General features: G+C 73.7%; 15 protein-coding genes and 1 pseudogene. 9 read left to right on the top strand and 7 right to left on the bottom strand.

Annotated features, from left to right (window positions below; genetic code table 11):
- Positions 1-118 precede the first annotated feature (118 nt).
- Complete coding sequence (locus tag AVL61_RS15465) at positions 119-1,327, top strand: globin domain-containing protein (protein WP_058875359.1); 1,209 nt, start codon at positions 119-121, stop codon at positions 1,325-1,327.
- Positions 1,328-1,419: 92 nt separating this feature from the next.
- Positions 1,420-1,887: a pyridoxamine 5'-phosphate oxidase family protein gene (locus tag AVL61_RS15460; protein WP_058875214.1), complete on the top strand. Its 468-nt coding sequence runs from the start codon at positions 1,420-1,422 to the stop codon at positions 1,885-1,887.
- An 89-nt stretch (positions 1,888-1,976) separates the two neighbouring features.
- On the opposite strand, the gene AVL61_RS15455 is transcribed toward AVL61_RS15460, so the two are convergent.
- The 5 genes and pseudogenes from AVL61_RS15455 to AVL61_RS17640 all read right to left on the bottom strand — a co-directional run.
- On the bottom strand, positions 1,977-3,218 hold the full coding sequence (locus AVL61_RS15455; protein ID WP_058875213.1) for an MFS transporter: 1,242 nt from the start codon (positions 3,216-3,218) through the stop codon (positions 1,977-1,979).
- A gap of 32 nt (positions 3,219-3,250) precedes the next feature.
- Entirely contained in the window at positions 3,251-4,132 is an 882-nt protein-coding gene (narI, locus tag AVL61_RS15450) for a respiratory nitrate reductase subunit gamma (RefSeq protein WP_082697228.1), read from the bottom strand.
- Complete coding sequence (narJ, locus tag AVL61_RS15445; RefSeq protein WP_058875212.1) at positions 4,129-4,821, bottom strand: nitrate reductase molybdenum cofactor assembly chaperone; 693 nt, start codon at positions 4,819-4,821, stop codon at positions 4,129-4,131. The genes narI and narJ overlap by 4 nt, the downstream gene beginning before the upstream one ends.
- Positions 4,818-6,491, bottom strand: a complete 1,674-nt coding sequence (gene narH, locus AVL61_RS15440) for a nitrate reductase subunit beta (RefSeq protein ID WP_058875211.1) — start codon at positions 6,489-6,491, stop codon at positions 4,818-4,820. Before narH ends, narJ begins: the two co-directional genes overlap by 4 nt.
- 13 nt (positions 6,492-6,504) lie before the next feature.
- Positions 6,505-10,134 (bottom strand): annotated as a pseudogene (locus AVL61_RS17640) (nitrate reductase subunit alpha); the annotation flags it as partial.
- 204 nt (positions 10,135-10,338) lie between these two features.
- On the opposite strand from AVL61_RS17640, the gene AVL61_RS15410 reads away from it, so the two are divergent.
- Positions 10,339-11,172, top strand: coding sequence for an alpha/beta fold hydrolase (locus AVL61_RS15410; RefSeq protein WP_058875205.1), 834 nt, complete (start codon positions 10,339-10,341; stop codon positions 11,170-11,172).
- Positions 11,173-11,235: 63 nt separating this feature from the next.
- On the opposite strand, the gene AVL61_RS15405 is transcribed toward AVL61_RS15410, so the two are convergent.
- The gene (locus AVL61_RS15405) at positions 11,236-11,622 is read right to left on the bottom strand and encodes a hypothetical protein (protein WP_058875204.1); all 387 of its coding nucleotides are present in this window, start codon (positions 11,620-11,622) and stop codon (positions 11,236-11,238) included.
- A 116-nt stretch (positions 11,623-11,738) separates the two neighbouring features.
- The gene (locus tag AVL61_RS15400; RefSeq protein WP_231738447.1) at positions 11,739-12,959 is read right to left on the bottom strand and encodes a molybdopterin molybdotransferase MoeA; all 1,221 of its coding nucleotides are present in this window, start codon (positions 12,957-12,959) and stop codon (positions 11,739-11,741) included.
- A gap of 62 nt (positions 12,960-13,021) precedes the next feature.
- Here AVL61_RS15400 and AVL61_RS15395 point away from each other — a divergent pair, with 62 nt between their 5' ends.
- The 6 genes from AVL61_RS15395 to AVL61_RS15370 all read left to right on the top strand — a co-directional run bounded on the left by AVL61_RS15395 (position 13,022) and on the right by AVL61_RS15370 (position 17,192).
- Complete coding sequence (locus AVL61_RS15395; RefSeq protein ID WP_058875202.1) at positions 13,022-13,357, top strand: hypothetical protein; 336 nt, start codon at positions 13,022-13,024, stop codon at positions 13,355-13,357.
- Positions 13,358-13,482: 125 nt separating this feature from the next.
- The gene (gene moaA / locus AVL61_RS15390; protein ID WP_058875201.1) at positions 13,483-14,619 is read left to right on the top strand and encodes a GTP 3',8-cyclase MoaA; all 1,137 of its coding nucleotides are present in this window, start codon (positions 13,483-13,485) and stop codon (positions 14,617-14,619) included.
- Positions 14,620-14,625: 6 nt separating this feature from the next.
- Positions 14,626-14,892 carry a MoaD/ThiS family protein gene (locus AVL61_RS15385; protein WP_058875200.1) on the top strand — a complete coding sequence of 89 codons (267 nt, stop codon included), beginning with the start codon at positions 14,626-14,628 and terminating at the stop codon, positions 14,890-14,892.
- 4 nt (positions 14,893-14,896) lie between these two features.
- Positions 14,897-15,490, top strand: coding sequence for a molybdenum cofactor guanylyltransferase (gene mobA / locus AVL61_RS15380; RefSeq protein WP_058875199.1), 594 nt, complete (start codon positions 14,897-14,899; stop codon positions 15,488-15,490).
- Positions 15,491-15,528: 38 nt separating this feature from the next.
- Complete coding sequence (locus AVL61_RS15375; protein ID WP_058875198.1) at positions 15,529-15,825, top strand: DUF6457 domain-containing protein; 297 nt, start codon at positions 15,529-15,531, stop codon at positions 15,823-15,825.
- Entirely contained in the window at positions 15,825-17,192 is a 1,368-nt protein-coding gene (locus tag AVL61_RS15370; RefSeq protein WP_082697227.1) for a molybdopterin molybdotransferase MoeA, read from the top strand. Before AVL61_RS15375 ends, AVL61_RS15370 begins: the two co-directional genes overlap by 1 nt.
- Positions 17,193-17,236 lie beyond the last annotated feature (44 nt).

Below are 17,236 nucleotides of genomic sequence, written 5' to 3'. Positions count from 1 at the left end.
CACGACGGCTCCGGGCGCCGCCGTGTCATCTCCTGGTACCGCGCCCGGTGCGGTGCTAGCTTGACGGGACGCGACCAGAGCGCCGTCGACGACGTCGGTGCTCGTGAAGGAGCCCACCGTGCTGTCAGACACCTCGTACCCCGTCGTGAAGGCCACGCTCCCCGTGGTCGGGGAGAACATCCAGGAGATCGCCCGGCGCTTCTACGCGCACATGTTCGGGGAGCACCCCGAGCTGCTGGACGGGCTGTTCAACCGCGGCAACCAGGCCGACGGGCGGCAGCAGCAGGCGCTGGCCGGGTCCGTGGCCGCCTTCGCCGGCTACCTGGTGAACAAGCCGACCGAGCTCCCGGACCACCTGCTCTCCCGCATCGCGCACAAGCACGTCTCCCTGGGGCTGCACCCGGACCAGTACCAGATCGTGCACGACAACCTCATGTGGGCCATCGTGGACGTCCTGGGCGACGCCGTGACCCCGGAGGTCGCCGCGGCGTGGGACGAGGTCTACTGGCTGATGGCCAACGTGCTCATCAACCAGGAGCGCGGCCTCTACGACGCGGTCCGGCTCTCCCCCGAGACCGTCTGGCGGACGTGGCGGGTGGTCGAGAAGATCCCGGAGACCGAGGACGTCACGACCTTCGTGGTGGAGCGCGTCGACGAGCGCGAGGTGAAGCGGTCCCTGCCGGGGCAGTACGTGACCCTGCGGATGGAGATGCCCGACGGGGTGCAGCAACCGCGGCAGTACAGCCTGACCCGCGCCGACGACGGCCACCACCGGCGCTTCGCGGTCAAGCGGGTGCGCGGCAACGGCACCCCGGCCGGCGAGATGTCCACCCTGCTGCACGACCGGGTGCAGGTGGGCGACGAGGTGGTGCTGTCGGTGCCCTCCGGCGACGTGGTCCTGGAGTACTCCGACCGGCCCCTGGTCCTGGCCAGCGCCGGCATCGGCGTCACGCCCATGGCGGGGATGCTCTCGCACCTGGTGAAGGACGGCTCGCAGCGCACGGTGCGGTTCCTGCACGCGGACGCCTCCCCGGAGACGTTCGCGCTGCGCGGGCAGATCGAGGAGGACCTCGCCGCCCTGGAGGACGGCTCCCTGCAGGCGTGGTTCGAGCAGCCCCGGGCGGGCGGCGAGCGCGGCGAGAACGAGCACGAGGGGTTCATGGACCTCCGCGCCGCGGAGCTGCCGAACGACGCGCAGTACTACCTGTGCGGGCCCCTGCCGTTCATGCAGGCCGTGCGCAGCGCGCTCGTCGCGAGGGGCGTCCCGGCCCGGGACATCCAGTACGAGGTGTTCGGCCCGGACCTCTGGCTCGCCGACTTCGAGTGAGGGGCCGTGCAGACGCCCGCACCGGCACGAGGACCGGGACGGGGACCAGGACGCGGCCGCAGGCCGGGACAGCGACGACGACGGAGGACACGATGACGGACACGCACGGCAACGACGTGGAGGAGCTGGCGGTCAACAGCTGCTGGGAGCTGCTGCGGGACGCGGGCGTCGGCCGCCTCGCCGTGTGGGTGGAGGACCACCCGGACATCTTCCCGGTCAACTTCGTGGTGGACCACGGGACCCTCGTCTTCCGCTCGGCGGAGGGGACGAAGCTCGCGGGAGCCCTGACCGACGTCCCCGTGGCGGTCGAGATCGACGGGTACGACGAGGCCTCCGGGAAGGCGTGGAGCGTGGTGGTCAAGGGCCGGGCCGAGCGCATCCAGCAGGTCCAGGAGCTCACGGACACCCTCGACCTGCCGCTGTTCCCGTGGCAGGCGGGCCGCAAGGGCATCTTCGTCCGGATCGTCCCGGGGCCCGTGACCGGCCGCCGGTTCCCGGTCGCGGACCCGGAGGTGTGGCGCACGCCGCTGTCGGGGGCGCGGCACTCCCCGGACGAGTGAGCGGGAGGCGGCCCGGACGAGTGAGCGGGAGGCGGCGGAGCCGCTGAGCGGGCGCCGCCCGGACACCGTCCCCGGTGCCCGGGCGGCGCTCATCCACGAGCGCGCTCGTCGACCTTCCCCCCGTTGCGCACGGTGAACGCGAGCACCAGGGCGGCCACCGCGAACACGGCCAGCAGGGTCAGTCCCACGAAGTAGCTGCTGTTCTCGGCGTCGTAGGTGGCGCCCATCACGAGCGGCGGGAAGTAGCCGCCCAGGCCGCCGGCGGCCGCGATGATCCCGCCGACCGTGCCCACGTCCCGGGGCGGGGCGGCCCGCCCCACCCAGGCGAACACGCCGCCGGTGCCCAGGCCGAGGAACAGGGCCATGGCCAGGAACGTGGGCCCGTAGACCCGCTCCGCTCCCGGCTGGAAGGCGACCACCACGGCGAGCACGGCGGTGCCCACCAGCGAGACCACCGTGACCGTCCGGGGCCCCACCCGGTCCGCGAGCATCCCGCCGATCGGGCGTGCGACCACGGCGGCGAGGGCGAAGCCGGCGGTGCGGGCACCGGCGGCGGCGGCGTCCCAGCCGTAGACGTTGTCGAGATAGGTGGGCAGGTAGTTGGAGAAGGCCACGAACGCCCCGAAGACCACCCCGTAGAGGAAGCACAGCTGCCAGGTGACCACCAGGGTGAAGGCGTGCTTCATCTTGGGCAGCACCGGCTCCGGGGTCTTGGCCGTGTGCACCGGCGAGTCGCGCAGCGCCACCGCGCAGAGCACCGCCATGACGGCGACCACGACGGCGATGGCGATGTGCGCGCCCAGGTAGCCGAGCCCGGCCACGAGCCGTGGGGTGAAGAACGCGGAGACGGCCGTGCCGACCATGCCTGCCCCGAACACCCCGGTCGCGAAGCCCTTGCGGTGGGACTCGTACCAGGCGGAGCAGAAGGGGATGCCCACGGCGAACACCGTGCCGGCGATGCCGAGGAAGAACGCCACCACCACGAGCAGCCCGAAGCTGCCGGTCCGGCCCACGAGACCGGTCAGCAGCACCAGCGGCGCGGTGACGCCCAGGACCACGGTGAACATGGTGCGCCCGCCGTAGCGGTCGGTCAGGGCGCCCACGGGCACGCGGGCGATCGAGCCCACGAAGATGGGCATGGCCACCAGGACCGCCACCCGGCCCGCGTCGAGCTCCATCTGCTCGGCGTAGCGCCTGGACAGCGGGCCGACGATGGTCCAGGCCCAGAAGCCGACGGCGGAGGCCACCGTGGCGAGCAGCAGATTGCGCAGCTGTCCCGAGCGCAGGTCCGGTGCGGCGGTGTCCGCGGAGGCTGACGATGCGGCTGACATGGTGCTCCTGCAGGGTCGGTCGGTGGGAGGGGTCAGCGGCGGCCGGCGCGGGTGCTGCCGCGGTCGGCCGGGCGGCGGGAGGAGCCGCGCACGCGGTCCTGGGTGCCCACCGGCTCCCAGCCCCGGCGCACCGGCACCAGGCCGGAGGAGGACCGCCCGTCGCGGGAGCGGTAGACGATGTACGGGCGGAACAGGTAGTGCACGGGCGCGGTGAACGCGTGCACCAGGCGGGTGAAGGGCCAGATCGCGAACAGCGCCATGGCCCACAGGGCGTGCACCTTGAAGGAGATCCCGGCGGCCGTCATCGCGGCGACGTCCGGCTGCAGGACCCAGATCGAGCGGAACCACGGGGAGACCGTCTGGCGGTAGTCGGGCACGGAGTGGTCGAACACCGAGATGAGGGTGGTGCCCAGCCCCGTGAGCAGGGCGGCCACGAGCATGACGTACATGAACTTGTCGTTCTTGGTGGTCGCCATGAACACGGGCCCGGTGGTGCGCCGGCGCCAGATGAGCATGATGATCCCGAGCAGCGTGCCCACGCCGGCCACGAGCCCGATGCTCAGGGCCAGGAAGTGGTACATCCCCTCGGTGACCCCCACGGCCTCGGTCCAGGTCTTCGGGATGATCAGGCCCATGACGTGGCCCGCCAGCACGGCGAGGATCCCGAAGTGGAACAGCGGGGACGCGATGCGCAGGATGCGCGACTCGTAGAGCTGCGAGGACCGGGTGGTCCAGCCGAACTGGTCGTACTTGTACCGCCAGACGGTGCCGCCGATCACGATCGCCAGCACGACGTAGGGCAGCACGCCCCAGAGCAGGACGTCGCCGACCCCCACCTCGGCGGCGGCCGGGACCGCCGCCTCGAGGGGGAGGGAGGTCCCGGGCGCGAGCAGGCTCGCGGCGGTGGCAGTCATGCGCTGTTCCTTTCGGTGACGGGCAGCAGGCGGGGGTCGTACGGGTCGAGGCCCACGGACTCCGTGGGCGGGCCGTAGCCGGCCATCCGCATGGCCGCGTCCCGGTCCTCCGGGGAGACCCCGGGCAGCGTGGAGCACACGAGGGCGACGACGCCGTGGTGGGGCAGGCCGTCGTCGCGCAGCGCCAGCCGCAGCAGCTCGAGGGACGGCCGGTAGCGCTGGAGCAGCTCGTAGCCGTCCTCCGGGGAGACCTTCGCCGCGAACTCGAGCACGAGCGGCAGGTAGTCCGGCAGCTCGGTCTCGTCCAGCTGCGCCCCGTGGGACCGGTAGACCTCCTTGAAGGCGGCGAGCGCCTCGCCGCGCCGCCGGGTGTCGCCGTCGGTCCAGTAGGTCAGGTGCAGGCTGTGCCGCCGGGAGAGGTCGAACTCCTGGACGTGGTCGGCCTGCACCTCGTCGAGCGGGCGGGCGCGCAGCCAGTCGAGGAGGTCCTCGGGCACGGGCGCGCCCACCTCCTCGAGGGCCTCCCGGAGGACCGGGAGCGTCGCCAGCAGCTCGCGGTCGGGGTAGCCCAGCAGCACGGCGGCGGCCTGCCGGGCCACCGCGCTGCGGCGCGGGTGCCGGTCCGTGCAGGTCCCGGGGTCGAGCGTGCCCTTCCCGGCCCTGCCCAGCAGCTTCTCCAGCAGGCTCATGGCCGGTCCCCGTCCTCGGGGCGCGGCGGGAACAGTCCCGCGGGCGCCCCCCGGCCGTCCCAGTTGAGCAGGTTGACGCGTCCGGCCATCTGCTGCTCGCCGGTGGCGGACTCCCCGGTCTGCCGCGCCTGCAGGGCGTTGAAGTTCTCCACGGCCACGGGCGTGGGGCGGCCGGACGCCTCGCCGAACACACCGGTCTGGCCCATCCCCGGCCCGCCCTCCACGTCGAGGGAGCAGCCGATCTCCTCGAGGTTGTGCGCGTCCTCCAGGTGGGCGGAGGGAATGACGTAGCGTTCCTCGTACTTGGCGATGGCCATGAGCCGGTACATCTTCTGGATCTCGGTCCCGGTCATCCCGACCGCCTCGGCGATCGACTCGTCCGGTTCCTCGCCCAAGGCGATGTCGCGCATGTAGGAGCGCATGGCGGCCAGCTTGTTGAGCACCTCCCGGATCTTTTCGGTGTCCCCGGCGGTGAACAGCTCGGCCAGGTACTCCACCGGGATGCGCAAGGAGTCGATGGCTCCGAAGAGGTTGCCCGCGTCCTCGCCGTCGTGGCCCTGGTCCTTGAGCAGGTCCACGACCGGGGACAGCGGCGGGACGTACCAGACCATGGGCATGGTGCGGTACTCGGGGTGCAGGGGCAGCGCCACGCGCAGTTCCTTGGCGAGCGTGTAGACGGGGGACCTGCGGGCGGCGTCGAGCCAGTCCTCGGGGATGCCCTCGGCCCGTGCCGCGGCGACCACCTCCGGGTCGCGCGGGTCGAGCATCAGATCCAGCTGCGCCTCGTAGAGGTCTCGCTCGTCCGGGGTCGCGGCGGCCTCGGTGACGCGGTCGGCGTCGTAGAGGAAGATCCCGATGTAGCGCAGCCGCCCCACGCACGTCTCGGCGCAGACCGTGGGGATGCCGACCTCGATGCGGGGGTAGCAGAAGGTGCACTTCTCGGCCTTGCCGGACTTGTGGTTGTAGTACATCTTCTTGTAGGGGCAGCCGGTGACGCACTGGCGCCAGCCGCGGCACTTGTCCTGGTCGACCAGCACGATGCCGTCCTCGGTGCGCTTGTAGATCGCGCCGGAGGGGCAGGACGCCATGCAGGAGGGGTTCAGGCAGTGCTCGCAGATCCGGGGGAGGTAGAAGGCGAAGGTCTGCTCGAACTCGAACTTGATCTTGTCCTCGGACTCCCGGCGGACCTTTTCCACGATCGGGTCCAGGTGACCGGCCTCGGTGACGCCGCCGAGGTTGTCGTCCCAGTTGGCGGACCACTCGATCTTCATGTCCTTCCCGGTGATCAGGGACTTGGGACGGGCCACGGGGAAGTCGTCGCCGGCGGGGGCGTTGGTCAGGGTCTCGTAGTCGTAGGTCCACGGCTCGTAGTAGTCGTTGAGCTCGGGCTGGACGGGGCTGGCGAACAGCCCGGCGAGCTTGGACCAGCGCCCGCCGGACTTGAGCTTGAGGTTGCCGCGGCGGTTGAGCTCCCAGCCGCCCTTCCACTTCTCCTGGTCCTCGTACCGGCGGGGGTACCCCTGCCCGGGACGGGTCTCCACGTTGTTGAACCACACGTACTCGGTGCCGGCGCGGTTGGTCCACGCCTGCTTGCACGTCACCGAACAGGTGTGGCACCCGATGCACTTGTCGAGCGCCATCACCATGGCGACCTGGGCCATGACTCGCATCAGTACTGGNNTGCGCGTAGCCGCCGATCATGTGGGTGGGTTTGACGAGGATGCGCGTGACCGAGTTGTGGATCCCGCCGCGGCGGCCGGTCGCCTCGGACTTCGGCACGTCGATGGTGCGCTCCTGGGCGTGGTGGACGTAGACCACGCCGGCCGGCATGCGGTGGCTGACGATGGCCCGGCCCACGTAGACGCCGTTGGTGTTGACGCACTCGACCCACTGGTTGTCGGAGACCTCGATCAGCGCGGCGTCCTGGGGGCTCATCCACACCGTGGTGCCGCCGCGGGAGAGGGAGAGCATGAAGAGGTTGTCCTGGTACTCCGAGTGGATCGACCACTTGTTGTGCGGGGTCAGGTAGCGCACGGCGACGGACAGCTCGCCCCGCTCCCCGAGCGGCGGCTCGCCGAAGAGCCGGTGCATGTCCAGGGGCGGGCGGTAGATCGGCAGGGTCTCGCCCATGTCCTTCATCCAGTCGTGGTCCAGGAAGAAGTGCATCCGCCCGGTGAGGGTGTGGAAGGGCTTGAGCCGTTCGATGTTGACCGTGAACGGGGCGTAGCGCCGCCCCCCGGTCTCCGAGCCGGACCACTCCGGGGACGTGATCACCGGGACCGGGGCGGCCTGGGTGTCGGCGAAGCTGATCCGCTTCTCCTCAGAGCCGCGGGCGAGGTCCGCGAGCTCCACCCCGGTGCGCTTCTCGAGGGTCTCGAAGCCCTGCACCGCGAGTTCCCCGTTGGTGGTGCCGGAGAACAGCAGGATCGCCTCGGCCATCCGCGCGTCGGTGTCCACGGCGGGGCGGCCCGCGGCGGCGCCGGAGTCGAAGACCCCGTGCAGGCGGGCCAGCTGGTCCACCTGGTGGGAGACGTCGTAGGTGATGTACTTCGTGGTGAAGCCCAGCTGCTCCGCCAGGGGGCCCACCGCCGAGAACTTCTCCCCGACCGCCGTGTAGTCCCGCTCCACGACCTTGAGGTTCGGCAGGTTCCGGCCGGGCACAGCCGGCAGGTCGGTGTTCTTCCAGTCGGGCGCGTGCCCTCCGGGCTGGGCGATCTCCCCGGGGGTGTCGTGGGTGAGTGCGGTGGCCACGAGGTCCTTGCGCACGCCCAGGTGCACCTTCGCCTGCCGGGAGAACTCCTCGGACAGCAGCCGGAACAGCTCGTAGTCGGTCTTGGCCTCCCACGGCGGGTTGATCGCCGGGGTGAAGGCGTGCACGTACGGGTGCATGTCCGTGGAGGACAGGTCGTGCTTCTCGTACCAGGTGGCCGCCGGGAAGACGACGTCGGACAGCAGGGTGGAGCTCGTCATCCGGAAGTCCGCGGAGACCAGGAGGTCGAGCTTGCCCTCGGGCGCCTCCTCGTGCCAGGTCACGTCCCGCGGCCGGGACGCGGAGTGGTCCTGGCCCATGACGTTGTGGTGGGTGCCGAGCAGGTGCCGGAGGAAGTACTCCTCGCCCTTCGCGGAGGACCCCAGCAGGTTGGAGCGCCACAGCACCAGAGTGCGGGCCCAGTTCTGGGGGGCGTCGACGTCCTCGACGGCGAAGCGCATCTGCCCCGACTTCAACCGGTCGGCGACCCACTGCGCCTCGTCCGGCGCCTCCCCGCGCGCCACGCCCTCGGCGGCGCGGTCCGCGGCGTCGAGGGAGTTCTCGTCGAACTGCGGGTAGAACGGCATCCAGCCCAGCCGGGTGGACTTCGCGATCACGTCCGCGGTGTGCATGCCCTTCAGGTGCCCCTCGGCGAGGGGGGACTGGAGGGAGTCGGAGGAGTAGCCGTCGGAGCGCCACTGGTCGGTGTGCATGTACCAGAACGCGGTGCCGATCATGAACCGGGGCGGGCGGGTCCAGTCGGTGGCGGCGGCCATCGCGGCCCAGCCCGTGATGGGGCGGGCCTTCTCCTGGCCCACGTAGTGCGCCCACCCCCCGCCGTTGCGGCCCTGGCACCCGCAGAGCATGAGCATCGCGAGGATCGCCCGGTAGGTGACGTCCCCGTGGTACCACTGGCAGATGCCGGCGCCCAGGATGATCATCGACCGGCCGCCGGACTTCTCCGCGTTGGCCGCGAACTCGCGGGCGGTGCGGATCACGGCCTGCGCGGGGACCGAGGTGATCTCCTCCTGCCACGCCGGGGTGTAGGGGGTCGCGACGTCGTCGAGCCCGGCCGCCCAGTCCCCCGGAAGGCCCTCCCGTCCCACGCCGTACTGGGCGAGCATGAGGTCGAAGACCGTGGTGACCTTGCGCCCGGCGACCTCCGTGACGGGCACGCCCCGGTGCAGCACCGAGCCCTCCCCCGTGGCGTCGGTGAACGCGGGCAGGTCCACGACGCTCGTGGCCCCCGCCCCCGCGGTGGCGTCCGTGACGGACAGCGCCGGGCGCACGCCCTGCAGGTCGAGGTTCCACTTCCCCTCGTCCTGCTCGTTGTAGCGGAAGCCCATGGACCCGTTGGGGACCACCGGGGTGCCCGCGTCGCGGTCGATCAGCACGGTCTTGAACGCGGCGTCGGAGGCTCCCGCCTCGTCCCCGCCCAGGTCGGCGGCGGTGAGGAACTTGCCGGGCACCACGGCGCCGTCCTCCCGCTCGTCGAGGGTGACCAGCATGGGCAGGTCGGTGTACTGCAGGACGTAGTCCTCGAAGAACGGCACCCGCCGCTCCACGAAGTTCTCCCGCAGGATCACGTGGCCCATCGCCATCGCCAGGGCGGCGTCCGTGCCGGCCTGGGCCGGCAGCCACTCGTCGGCGAACTTCGTGTTGTCCGCGTAGTCGGGGCTGACGGAGACGACCTTCGTGCCGCGGTAGCGGGCCTCGACCATCCAGTGCGCGTCCGGGGTGCGCGTGACCGGGACGTTGGAGCCCCACATCATGAGGTAGGTCGCGTCCCACCAGTCGCCGGACTCGGGGACGTCCGTCTGGTCGCCGAAGACCTGGGGACTGGCCACGGGCAGGTCCGCGTACCAGTCGTAGAAGCTGTTCATCACGCCGCCGATGAGGTTGATGAACCGGGCCCCCGCGGCGTGGGAGACCATGGACATCGCCGGGATCGGGGAGAACCCGGTGCACCGGTCCGGGCCGTAGGTCTTCACCGTGTGCACGTGGGCGGCGGCGGTCATCTCGAGGGCCTCCTGCCAGCTCGAGCGCACCAGCCCGCCCTTGCCGCGGGCCTGCTGGAAGGCCCGGCGCTTCGCGGGGTCGTTCACGACCTCCTGCCAGGCGAGCACGGGGTCCCCGCCCACCTGCTCCTTGGCCGCGCGGTACATCTCCAGGAGCACCCCGCGGACGTACGGGTAGCGGACCCGGGTGGGCGAGTAGGTGTACCAGGAGAAGGCCGCGCCGCGGGGGCAGCCGCGGGGCTCGTACTCCGGGCGGTCCGGGCCCACCGACGGGTAGTCGGTCTCCTGCGCCTCCCAGGTGATGATCCCGTCCTTGACGTAGACCTTCCACGAGCACGAGCCCGTGCAGTTCACGCCGTGCGTGGAGCGGACCACCTTGTCGTGGCTCCACCGGTTCCGGTAGAAGGCGTCCCCGGCCCGTCCGCCCTCGCGGTAGACGGCCCGGCCGTCCGGGGACTCCTCCCAGCGGGTGAAGAACTTCCCGAGCTTGAGCAGGGCGTTGGACGCGGGGCCGTCGGTGCCCGGCGGTGTCTGGCTGGCAACCATGGTGCCAACCTATCCAATTAGGCATCGGGAATTGAGATTTTTTCCTGCACCAATGAATGCCTATTCGGTGAAAAAGAATTCATGACGCATCAATCGCAGAATTCATGGTCCGTCATGAATTTCTATTTCCTTGCTTTCCTCGCCGGAACGGGGAGCACACCGCCACGGCGCCGTCCGCGGACGGCGCCGGGCTAGCCTGACGGGATGGACCGACCGACCCGCCGCCCCTCCGGCGGCCTCCACCTCGACGTGCGCGACGACGGACCCCGGGACGGTGCGCCCGTGCTGCTGCTGCACGGCTTCCCGCAGGACGGCACGTGCTGGTCCCGGGTGGCGCCCGCGCTGCGGCGCGCGGGGCTGCGCACGCTCGTGCCCGACCAGCGGGGCTGTGCCGGGCGCGCACGGCCGCGGGGCCGCCGCGCCTACCGGCTCGAGCTGCTCGTCCAGGACGCCGTGACGCTGCTCGACGCCGCGGGCGTGCAGCGCGCGCACGTCGTGGGCCACGACTGGGGCGGGATCGTGGCGTGGGCCCTCGCGGCCCGCCGGCCGGACCGGGTGGCGTCCCTCACGGCGGTCTCCGTGCCGCACCCCCGGGCCCTGGCACGCTCCCTGACGCGCTCGCCGCAGGCGCTGCGCTCGGCCTACGTCGGGGCCTTCCAGCTGCCGCTCCTGCCCGAGGCGCTGCTCGGCCCGCGCCTCGAGGACCTCCTGCGCCGGTCCGGCCTGCCCGCCGCGGACGCCGCCCGCTACGCGGCCCGGATGCAGGAGCCCGGCGCGCTCACCGGGGCCCTGAACTGGTACCGCGCCCTGCCGCTGTCCCGGCTGCGCACCGGGCCCGTCGACGTCCCGACCACGTACGCGTGGGGCAGCCGGGACCCCGCCCTGGGCCGGCGGGCCGCCGAGCTCACGGCCGAGCAGGTCCGGGGCCCCTACCGGTTCGTGGAGCTCGACGCCGGCCACTGGCTGCCGGAGACCCGGGCCGGAGAGCTGGCGGAACTGGTGCTCGAGCGCGTCGGCGGAGCCGCGGCCGCCGGGTAGCGCTCCGCCCCGCGGCCGCCGGTCCCGCGGTGGTCAGCCGCGCGGTGGCCGGCCCCGCGGTGGTCAGCCGCGCGGGGCGGGGTCCTCGGCCGGGGCGTCCCCGCGCCGGCGCCCGGGGGTCCCCGCGATGCGCAGCGCGGCCTGGACCGCCAGCAGCGCGAAGGCCGCGTAGTAGATCCACACGGAGGGGTAGAGCTGGGGGACGGTGCCGTTCTGCCCGACCAGGGTGAGCACGAACAGGACGGCGCCGGCCACGAGCAGACCGAGGTGCGCGGTGCCGAAGGAGCCCCGCTCGCCGCGGCGGGCGAGGAACATCGCCAGGACGGCGAAGAAGATCGGGAAGAGCATCTGGCCCACCACGGTGATGCCGTTCTGGTGGTACTCGTAGCGGCCGAGCGCCTGGATCACGGCGGTGGCGGCGAGGAGCAGCGGGGCGAGCAGGGACGTCATGGGGACCTGTTCTGTGCGATCGTCCGGTCGGGGCGCGGACCAGTCTAACGAGCGGCGGCAGCACACCAAGGCGCCCCCGGCCCCGGGCCGTCCGGCGGCGGGCCGGGCCCGGCGGATCAGTCCAGCAGCAGCAGCTCCACCCGGGTGCCCGCCGGCAGCTCGGTCCCGCCGGCCGGCACGAGCACGAGGGCGTTGGCCCGGGCGGCCGCGGCCAGCAGGTGGGAGCCGGGCCCGCCCGCCATCCGCACCTCGGCGCCGTCCCAGACGGCACGGCGCACCTGGGTGCGGCCGGGCAGCGGCCGCACGGCCTCCGCGAGGAGGCCCGTGGCGCGGGCCCGCGGTGCCGGGGCGCCGACGACCTCGGTCAGGGCCGGGCGGAGGAACATCTCGAAGGACACGAGGGTGCTGACGGGGTTGCCGGGCAGGCAGACGAAGGGCACGCCGCCGGGCGCCGCCAGGCCCTGCGGCCCGCCGGGCTGCATCGCGACGTGCACGAACTCCCCGTGGGGCGCCAGCACCTGCCGCACCACCTCGTAGGCGCCCTCGCTGACCCCGCCCGAGGAGACGAAGAGGTCGGGCCGTGCCGCCGTGTCCTCGGTCAGGCGCGCCGCGAAGGCGCCCGCGTCGTCGGAGACCAGATGGGCGCCGATCACCTCGACGCCCGCCTCGGCGAGCTGGGCGCGCAGGATCGCCGCGTTCGCGTCGAAGATCTGGGCGGGTCCGCGCGCGGCGCCGGGGGCGACGACCTCGTCGCCCGTCGTGTAGAGCACGGCCCGGGGGCGGGCGCGCACGGTCAGCTCCGCGAGCCCCAGGGCGGCCGCGAGACCGATCCGGGCGGGCGTGAGCCGCTGCCCCGCGACCAGCGCGGTGGCCCCCTCGGCGACGTCCTCGCCCGCCCGCCGGACGAACCGCCCGGCGGGCTGGTCCGCCGGGAGCCGCACGAGCGTCCCCGGTGCGGGGAACCCCCCGGGCAGCGACTCCTCGACGGGCACCACCGCGTCCGCACCGGGCGGCAGCGGCGCGCCGGTCATGACGGGGGCCGCCTCCCCGGGGGCCAGCGGCCCGGGGACGTGGCCGGCGGGCACGGGGGCGACGACGGCGAACGGCGTGCGCCCGTCCTCCCCCGGCGCCGCCCGGCTGTCGGCGGCACGGATCGCGAAGCCGTCCATCTGGGAGTTGTCGAAGGGCTGCAGGCTCAGGGGCGCCACGAGGTCCGCGGCCAGGACCCGGCCCGGCGCGGCCGCCAGCGGGACGGTCTCCGTCCGGGGCCGCAGGCCGCGCAGGGCGTCCACGACCGCACGGCGGTGCTCGTCGACGTTGCGGACCGGGTGCTGCACGTGCCTGCTCATCCCCCCAGGGTAGGTGCCGGGGCCGGGCCCGGCCTGGCAGGATCGGGGCCATGACGCGACGGGACGTGGAGCACACGCCGGACGGCCGGTGGGTCGTGGTGGACGGGCGCCGGTGGCGACGCCAGGACCCCGCCCTGCCCCCGGACGCGGCGGCCCGGCTGCGGTCCCACCTGGGCCGGGCCCGCGCGGCCGTCCGCACGGTGCGCAGGGACGGCACGGAGGAGGAGCTGCGGGCCGTCCGGGACCGGGTGGGGCTCGCGAAGCTGGGCCTCGGCGAGCGCGGCACGCCGTGGTGGGAGCAGACGCCGGACGAGCGGAAGGGCCGGTGGTCCGCGGCCCTCCGGCAGCTGGACGCGCTGGCCCCGCCGGAGCGGGACGACGGCTGACCGTGCGCCGGAGATGACGCCCGGGACGGCACGGGGCGTTCCCGGCGTGCCGGGGCCTGCATACACTGGGCGGACATCCCGGCGCCGGAGCCCTGCGTGCCGGACGGAACCACCGAGGCGGTGACATGAGCGTTTCCCTGGGACTTCCGCAGGTCCGCAGTGCCGGTCCGGCGCCGAGCGGCGCCCCGGCCGAGGCGGGGCTCGTGGACCGCCACGGCCGCCGCGCCACCGACATGCGGCTGTCGGTGATCGACAAGTGCAATCTGCGCTGCACCTACTGCATGCCCGCCGACGGCCTGCCCTGGCTGCCCGCCGCGCAGCTGATGAGCGCGGACGAGATCGTCCGGCTCGTCGGCGTGGGCGTGGCGCAGCTCGGGATCGCCGAGCTGCGCCTCACCGGCGGGGAGCCCCTGGTCCGCCGCGACCTCGAGGAGATCGTGGCCGGGGTGCGCGCCGCGCACCCGGCGCTGCCGGTCTCGCTGACGACCAACGGCATCGGCCTGGCCGGACGCGCCCGGGGCCTCGCGGAGGCGGGACTGACCCGGGTCAACATCTCCCTGGACAGCCTCAGCGCCGAGACGTTCCGGGCCCTGGCCCGCCGCGACCGCCTCGCCGACGTCCTGGCCGGGGCCGAGGCCGCGGCCGCCGCGGGGCTGTCCCCGGTGAAGATCAACGCGGTGCTGATGCGCGGGGTCAACGACCACGAGGCCGCCGACCTGCTCGCGTGGGCGCTCGAGCGCGGCTTCGCGCTGCGCTTCATCGAGCAGATGCCCCTGGACGCCGACCACGGCTGGACCCGGGCGGACATGGTCACCGCCGCCGAGATCCGCGACCGGCTCGGCGAGCGGTTCCGGCTGTCCCCGCACCCGGGCCGGCGCGACGGCGCCCCGGCCGAGCTGTGGGACGTGCGCCCCGCGGCCTCCGCCGCGGACCCCGCGCAGGACCCCGGTGGCGGGGACCCCGGTGCCGGGGACGAGCCGCTGGGCACCGTGGGGGTGATCGCGTCCGTGACGGAGCCCTTCTGCGCCGACTGCAAGCGGACCCGGATCACCGCCGAGGGCAGGGTGCGGTCCTGCCTGTTCTCGCACGAGGAGGTCGACCTGCTCCCGCTGCTGCGCGCCGGGGCGAGCGACGTGGAGCTGGCCGAGCGCTGGCGGGCCGCGATGTGGGCCAAGCCGGCCGCCCACGGGATGGACCACGTGGGCCTGGACTCCGCCGACTACGTCCAGCCGGAGCGCTCCATGAGCGCGATCGGGGGCTGAGGCGACATGCTGGTGCGCTACTTCGCGGCTGCCCGGGCCGCGGCCGGGACCGAGGCCGAGACCGTGCCGCTGGACCGGCCCGCCCGGTCCCGCCGGGAGGTGGAGGAGCTGCTGGCGCGGCGGCACCCGCAGCCTCCGCCGGGGCAGCCGCCGCTGGCCGAGGTGCTGGCCCGGTCCAGCTACCTGCTCGACGGCGTGGCCTGCCCCGACCCGCAGGCCCCCGTCCCGGACGGGGCGGTGCTCGACGTCCTCCCGCCCTTCTCGGGCGGGTGACCGGATGAGCGCCCCGGGTCCGACCCCGGTCTTCCACGCCGTGGTCCTGGCCGGCGGCCGCTCCGCGCGCCTGGGCGGACGGCCCAAGGCCCGGCTGCGGCGGGAAGGACGCACCCTGCTGGAGCTCACCCTGGACGCGGTCCGGGAGGCGGCGGGCGTCGTCGTCGTCGGGCCCCCCGACCTGGCTCTTCCCGAGGGCGTGCTGCTGACCCGCGAGGACCCCCCGTTCTCCGGGCCGGCGGCCGGCATCGCCGCCGGGCTGCGGGCCCTCGGCGACCTGCCCGGCGCGGACTGGACCATGACGCTGGCGTGCGACATGCCCGGGGTGTCGCGGGCGGTGCCCCTCCTGCTGGCGGCCGCCCGGAGCGAGCCCGGCGCCGCCGGCCACGTCTGCGTCCCGCCCGGCGGCCACCGCCAGCCCCTCGCCGCCCTCTACCGCAGCGACGCGCTGCGCGGGGCGTTCGCGGGGCGGGACGCCGCGGACCGGTCCGTGTTCTCCTTCGTGCGCGAGCTCCCCCTGCGGGACGTCACCGTGCCCGAGGACGCCACCGCGGACGTCGATACGTGGGACGATGTGCAGAGGCACCACCTGACCTGACCACGAGCGGGCGGCCCACCGCCCGGGAGGAGCAGCGCATGCCCGAGGACCTGAGCCCGGCCGAGAACGAGATCTTGGAGCGGTGGATCACGACGGTGCGCGGAGCCCTGGACGTGCCCGGCACCGAGCTCCCCCTGGACGCCGTGCTCGGCCTCAGCGGCCGGGTCGCCCACGGCACCGTGCGCCCCGCCGTCCCGGCCACCGCCTACCTGCTCGGCTACCACGTGGGCCGTGCCGCGGCCGCGGGCGAGGACGAGCAGCTCGTCCTGGCACGCGCCCTGCAGACCGTCGACGGCCTCGTCGCCGCCGCCCGCCGATCCCCCGAGGAGAACTGATGTCCGGACTGCCCCTGCCCCACGACACCAACAGCCCCTACACGCACGCGCTGCCCGTCATCGAGGACGACAGCGGCACGCCCGAGAGCGCCCCGGAGGAGGTGGAGACCCTCCACGACGCCGAGTGGCACCGGGCACGGCAGTTCTCCTACGAGATCGCCGCCGCGCTGCCCAGCCACTGGCTGCCCCTGCACGAGGCGCTCGGCGAGGTCCTGGCCGAGGACGTCACCGCGCCGATCCCGGTCCCGCACTACGCCTCCTCCGCCATGGACGGCTACGCCGTGGCGGGCCCCCAGCCGTGGACGGTGGTCTTCCCCGAGCCCGTCGAGACGGATCCCCGCAAGATGCTGACCATCCCGCCGAAGGAGCTCTACCGGCCGGTGCTCAACCTGGAGCCGGGAGAGGCCACCCGCATCGTCACCGGCGGCCTCGTGCCGGCCGGGGCCCGGGCCGTGCTGCGGGACGAGTACGCCCACCTGTCCGAGGAGGGGACCGTGCTCACGATCGCCGCCCACGCCCCCTCGGCCGAGGACATCCCCTACGGGCAGAACATCCGCCGCACGGGCGAGGAGGTCGCGGCCGGGGACGTCATCCTGCACGCCGAGTGCCTGCTCAACCCGGCGCACATCGCCTTCGCCGCCGTCAGCGGCCACGACATGCTCCCGGTCCGGCGCCGTCCGCGCGTGACCATCCTGCTCACCGGCAGCGAGGTCGTCGAGGACGGGATCCCCGAGCCTGGTCAGGTCCGGGACGCCTTCGGCCCCCAGCTGCCCACGTTCGTGGAGATGCTCGGCGGGTCGGTGGACCAGCTCCGGCGCGTCGAGGACACCGCCAAGGCGATGCTCTCCGCCCTGACCGAGGCGCCCTCCGGCATGGCCTCGGTGCTCGACGCCCGCACCGAGGTGGTCATCACCACCGGGGGGACCGGGCACTCCGACGCCGACCACGTCCGCTCCGCGCTCCTGGAGCTGGGTGCGGTCTTCCTGCTCGACGGCCTCGCCCAGCGCCCCGGGCACCCCACTTTCCTGGCCCGGCTGCCCGAGGACGGTCCCTTCGTCGTCGGCCTGCCCGGCAATCCGCTGGCCGCGATGACCAGCATCTTCACGGTGGCCGAGCCCCTGCTGGCCAAGCTGCACGGCGACCAGCCCCCGGCCACGCGCACCCTGCCCGCGACCGAGGAGCTGCCGGGCCAGAAGGTCACCGCCCTGGTGCCCGGCTACCTCCGGGACGGGACGGTCTCCCCCCGGGACCGGGTCGGCGCGAACATGCTGCGCGGGCTCGCGCACGCGGACGTCATCGCCGTGGTCCCGCCGGGCGGGGTGGCCGCCGGCCAGGACGTCGAGGTGGTCCCCCTGCCCTGGCGCTGAGCCGCCGCAGAGCACCCAGCCGCCGCGGCACGCCGAGGGCCCGG

The organism is Kocuria rosea subsp. polaris (genome assembly GCF_001483755.1).
GTDB lineage: Bacteria > Actinomycetota > Actinomycetes > Actinomycetales > Micrococcaceae > Kocuria > Kocuria cellulosilytica.
Note: the sequence above shows the minus strand (reverse complement) of the source record. Positions and strands in the feature narration are given on the sequence as shown.

What these genes read in the sequence shown, in the direction of transcription:
- AVL61_RS15410 (WP_058875205.1), top strand. Translation starts at nt 10,339, where the DNA reads ATGGACCGACCGACCCGCCGCCCCTCCGGCGGCCTCCACCTCGACGTG.
- mobA (WP_058875199.1), top strand. Translation starts at nt 14,897, where the DNA reads ATGAGCGCCCCGGGTCCGACCCCGGTCTTCCACGCCGTGGTCCTGGCC.
- AVL61_RS15460 (WP_058875214.1), top strand. Translation starts at nt 1,420, where the DNA reads ATGACGGACACGCACGGCAACGACGTGGAGGAGCTGGCGGTCAACAGC.
- AVL61_RS15385 (WP_058875200.1), top strand. Translation starts at nt 14,626, where the DNA reads ATGCTGGTGCGCTACTTCGCGGCTGCCCGGGCCGCGGCCGGGACCGAG.
- narI (WP_082697228.1), bottom strand. Translation starts at nt 4,132, where the DNA reads ATGACTGCCACCGCCGCGAGCCTGCTCGCGCCCGGGACCTCCCTCCCC.
- AVL61_RS15370 (WP_082697227.1), top strand. Translation starts at nt 15,825, where the DNA reads ATGTCCGGACTGCCCCTGCCCCACGACACCAACAGCCCCTACACGCAC.
- AVL61_RS15395 (WP_058875202.1), top strand. Translation starts at nt 13,022, where the DNA reads ATGACGCGACGGGACGTGGAGCACACGCCGGACGGCCGGTGGGTCGTG.
- narH (WP_058875211.1), bottom strand. Translation starts at nt 6,491, where the DNA reads ATGCGAGTCATGGCCCAGGTCGCCATGGTGATGGCGCTCGACAAGTGC.
- moaA (WP_058875201.1), top strand. Translation starts at nt 13,483, where the DNA reads ATGAGCGTTTCCCTGGGACTTCCGCAGGTCCGCAGTGCCGGTCCGGCG.
- narJ (WP_058875212.1), bottom strand. Translation starts at nt 4,821, where the DNA reads ATGAGCCTGCTGGAGAAGCTGCTGGGCAGGGCCGGGAAGGGCACGCTC.
- AVL61_RS15405 (WP_058875204.1), bottom strand. Translation starts at nt 11,622, where the DNA reads ATGACGTCCCTGCTCGCCCCGCTGCTCCTCGCCGCCACCGCCGTGATC.
- AVL61_RS15455 (WP_058875213.1), bottom strand. Translation starts at nt 3,218, where the DNA reads ATGTCAGCCGCATCGTCAGCCTCCGCGGACACCGCCGCACCGGACCTG.
- AVL61_RS15375 (WP_058875198.1), top strand. Translation starts at nt 15,529, where the DNA reads ATGCCCGAGGACCTGAGCCCGGCCGAGAACGAGATCTTGGAGCGGTGG.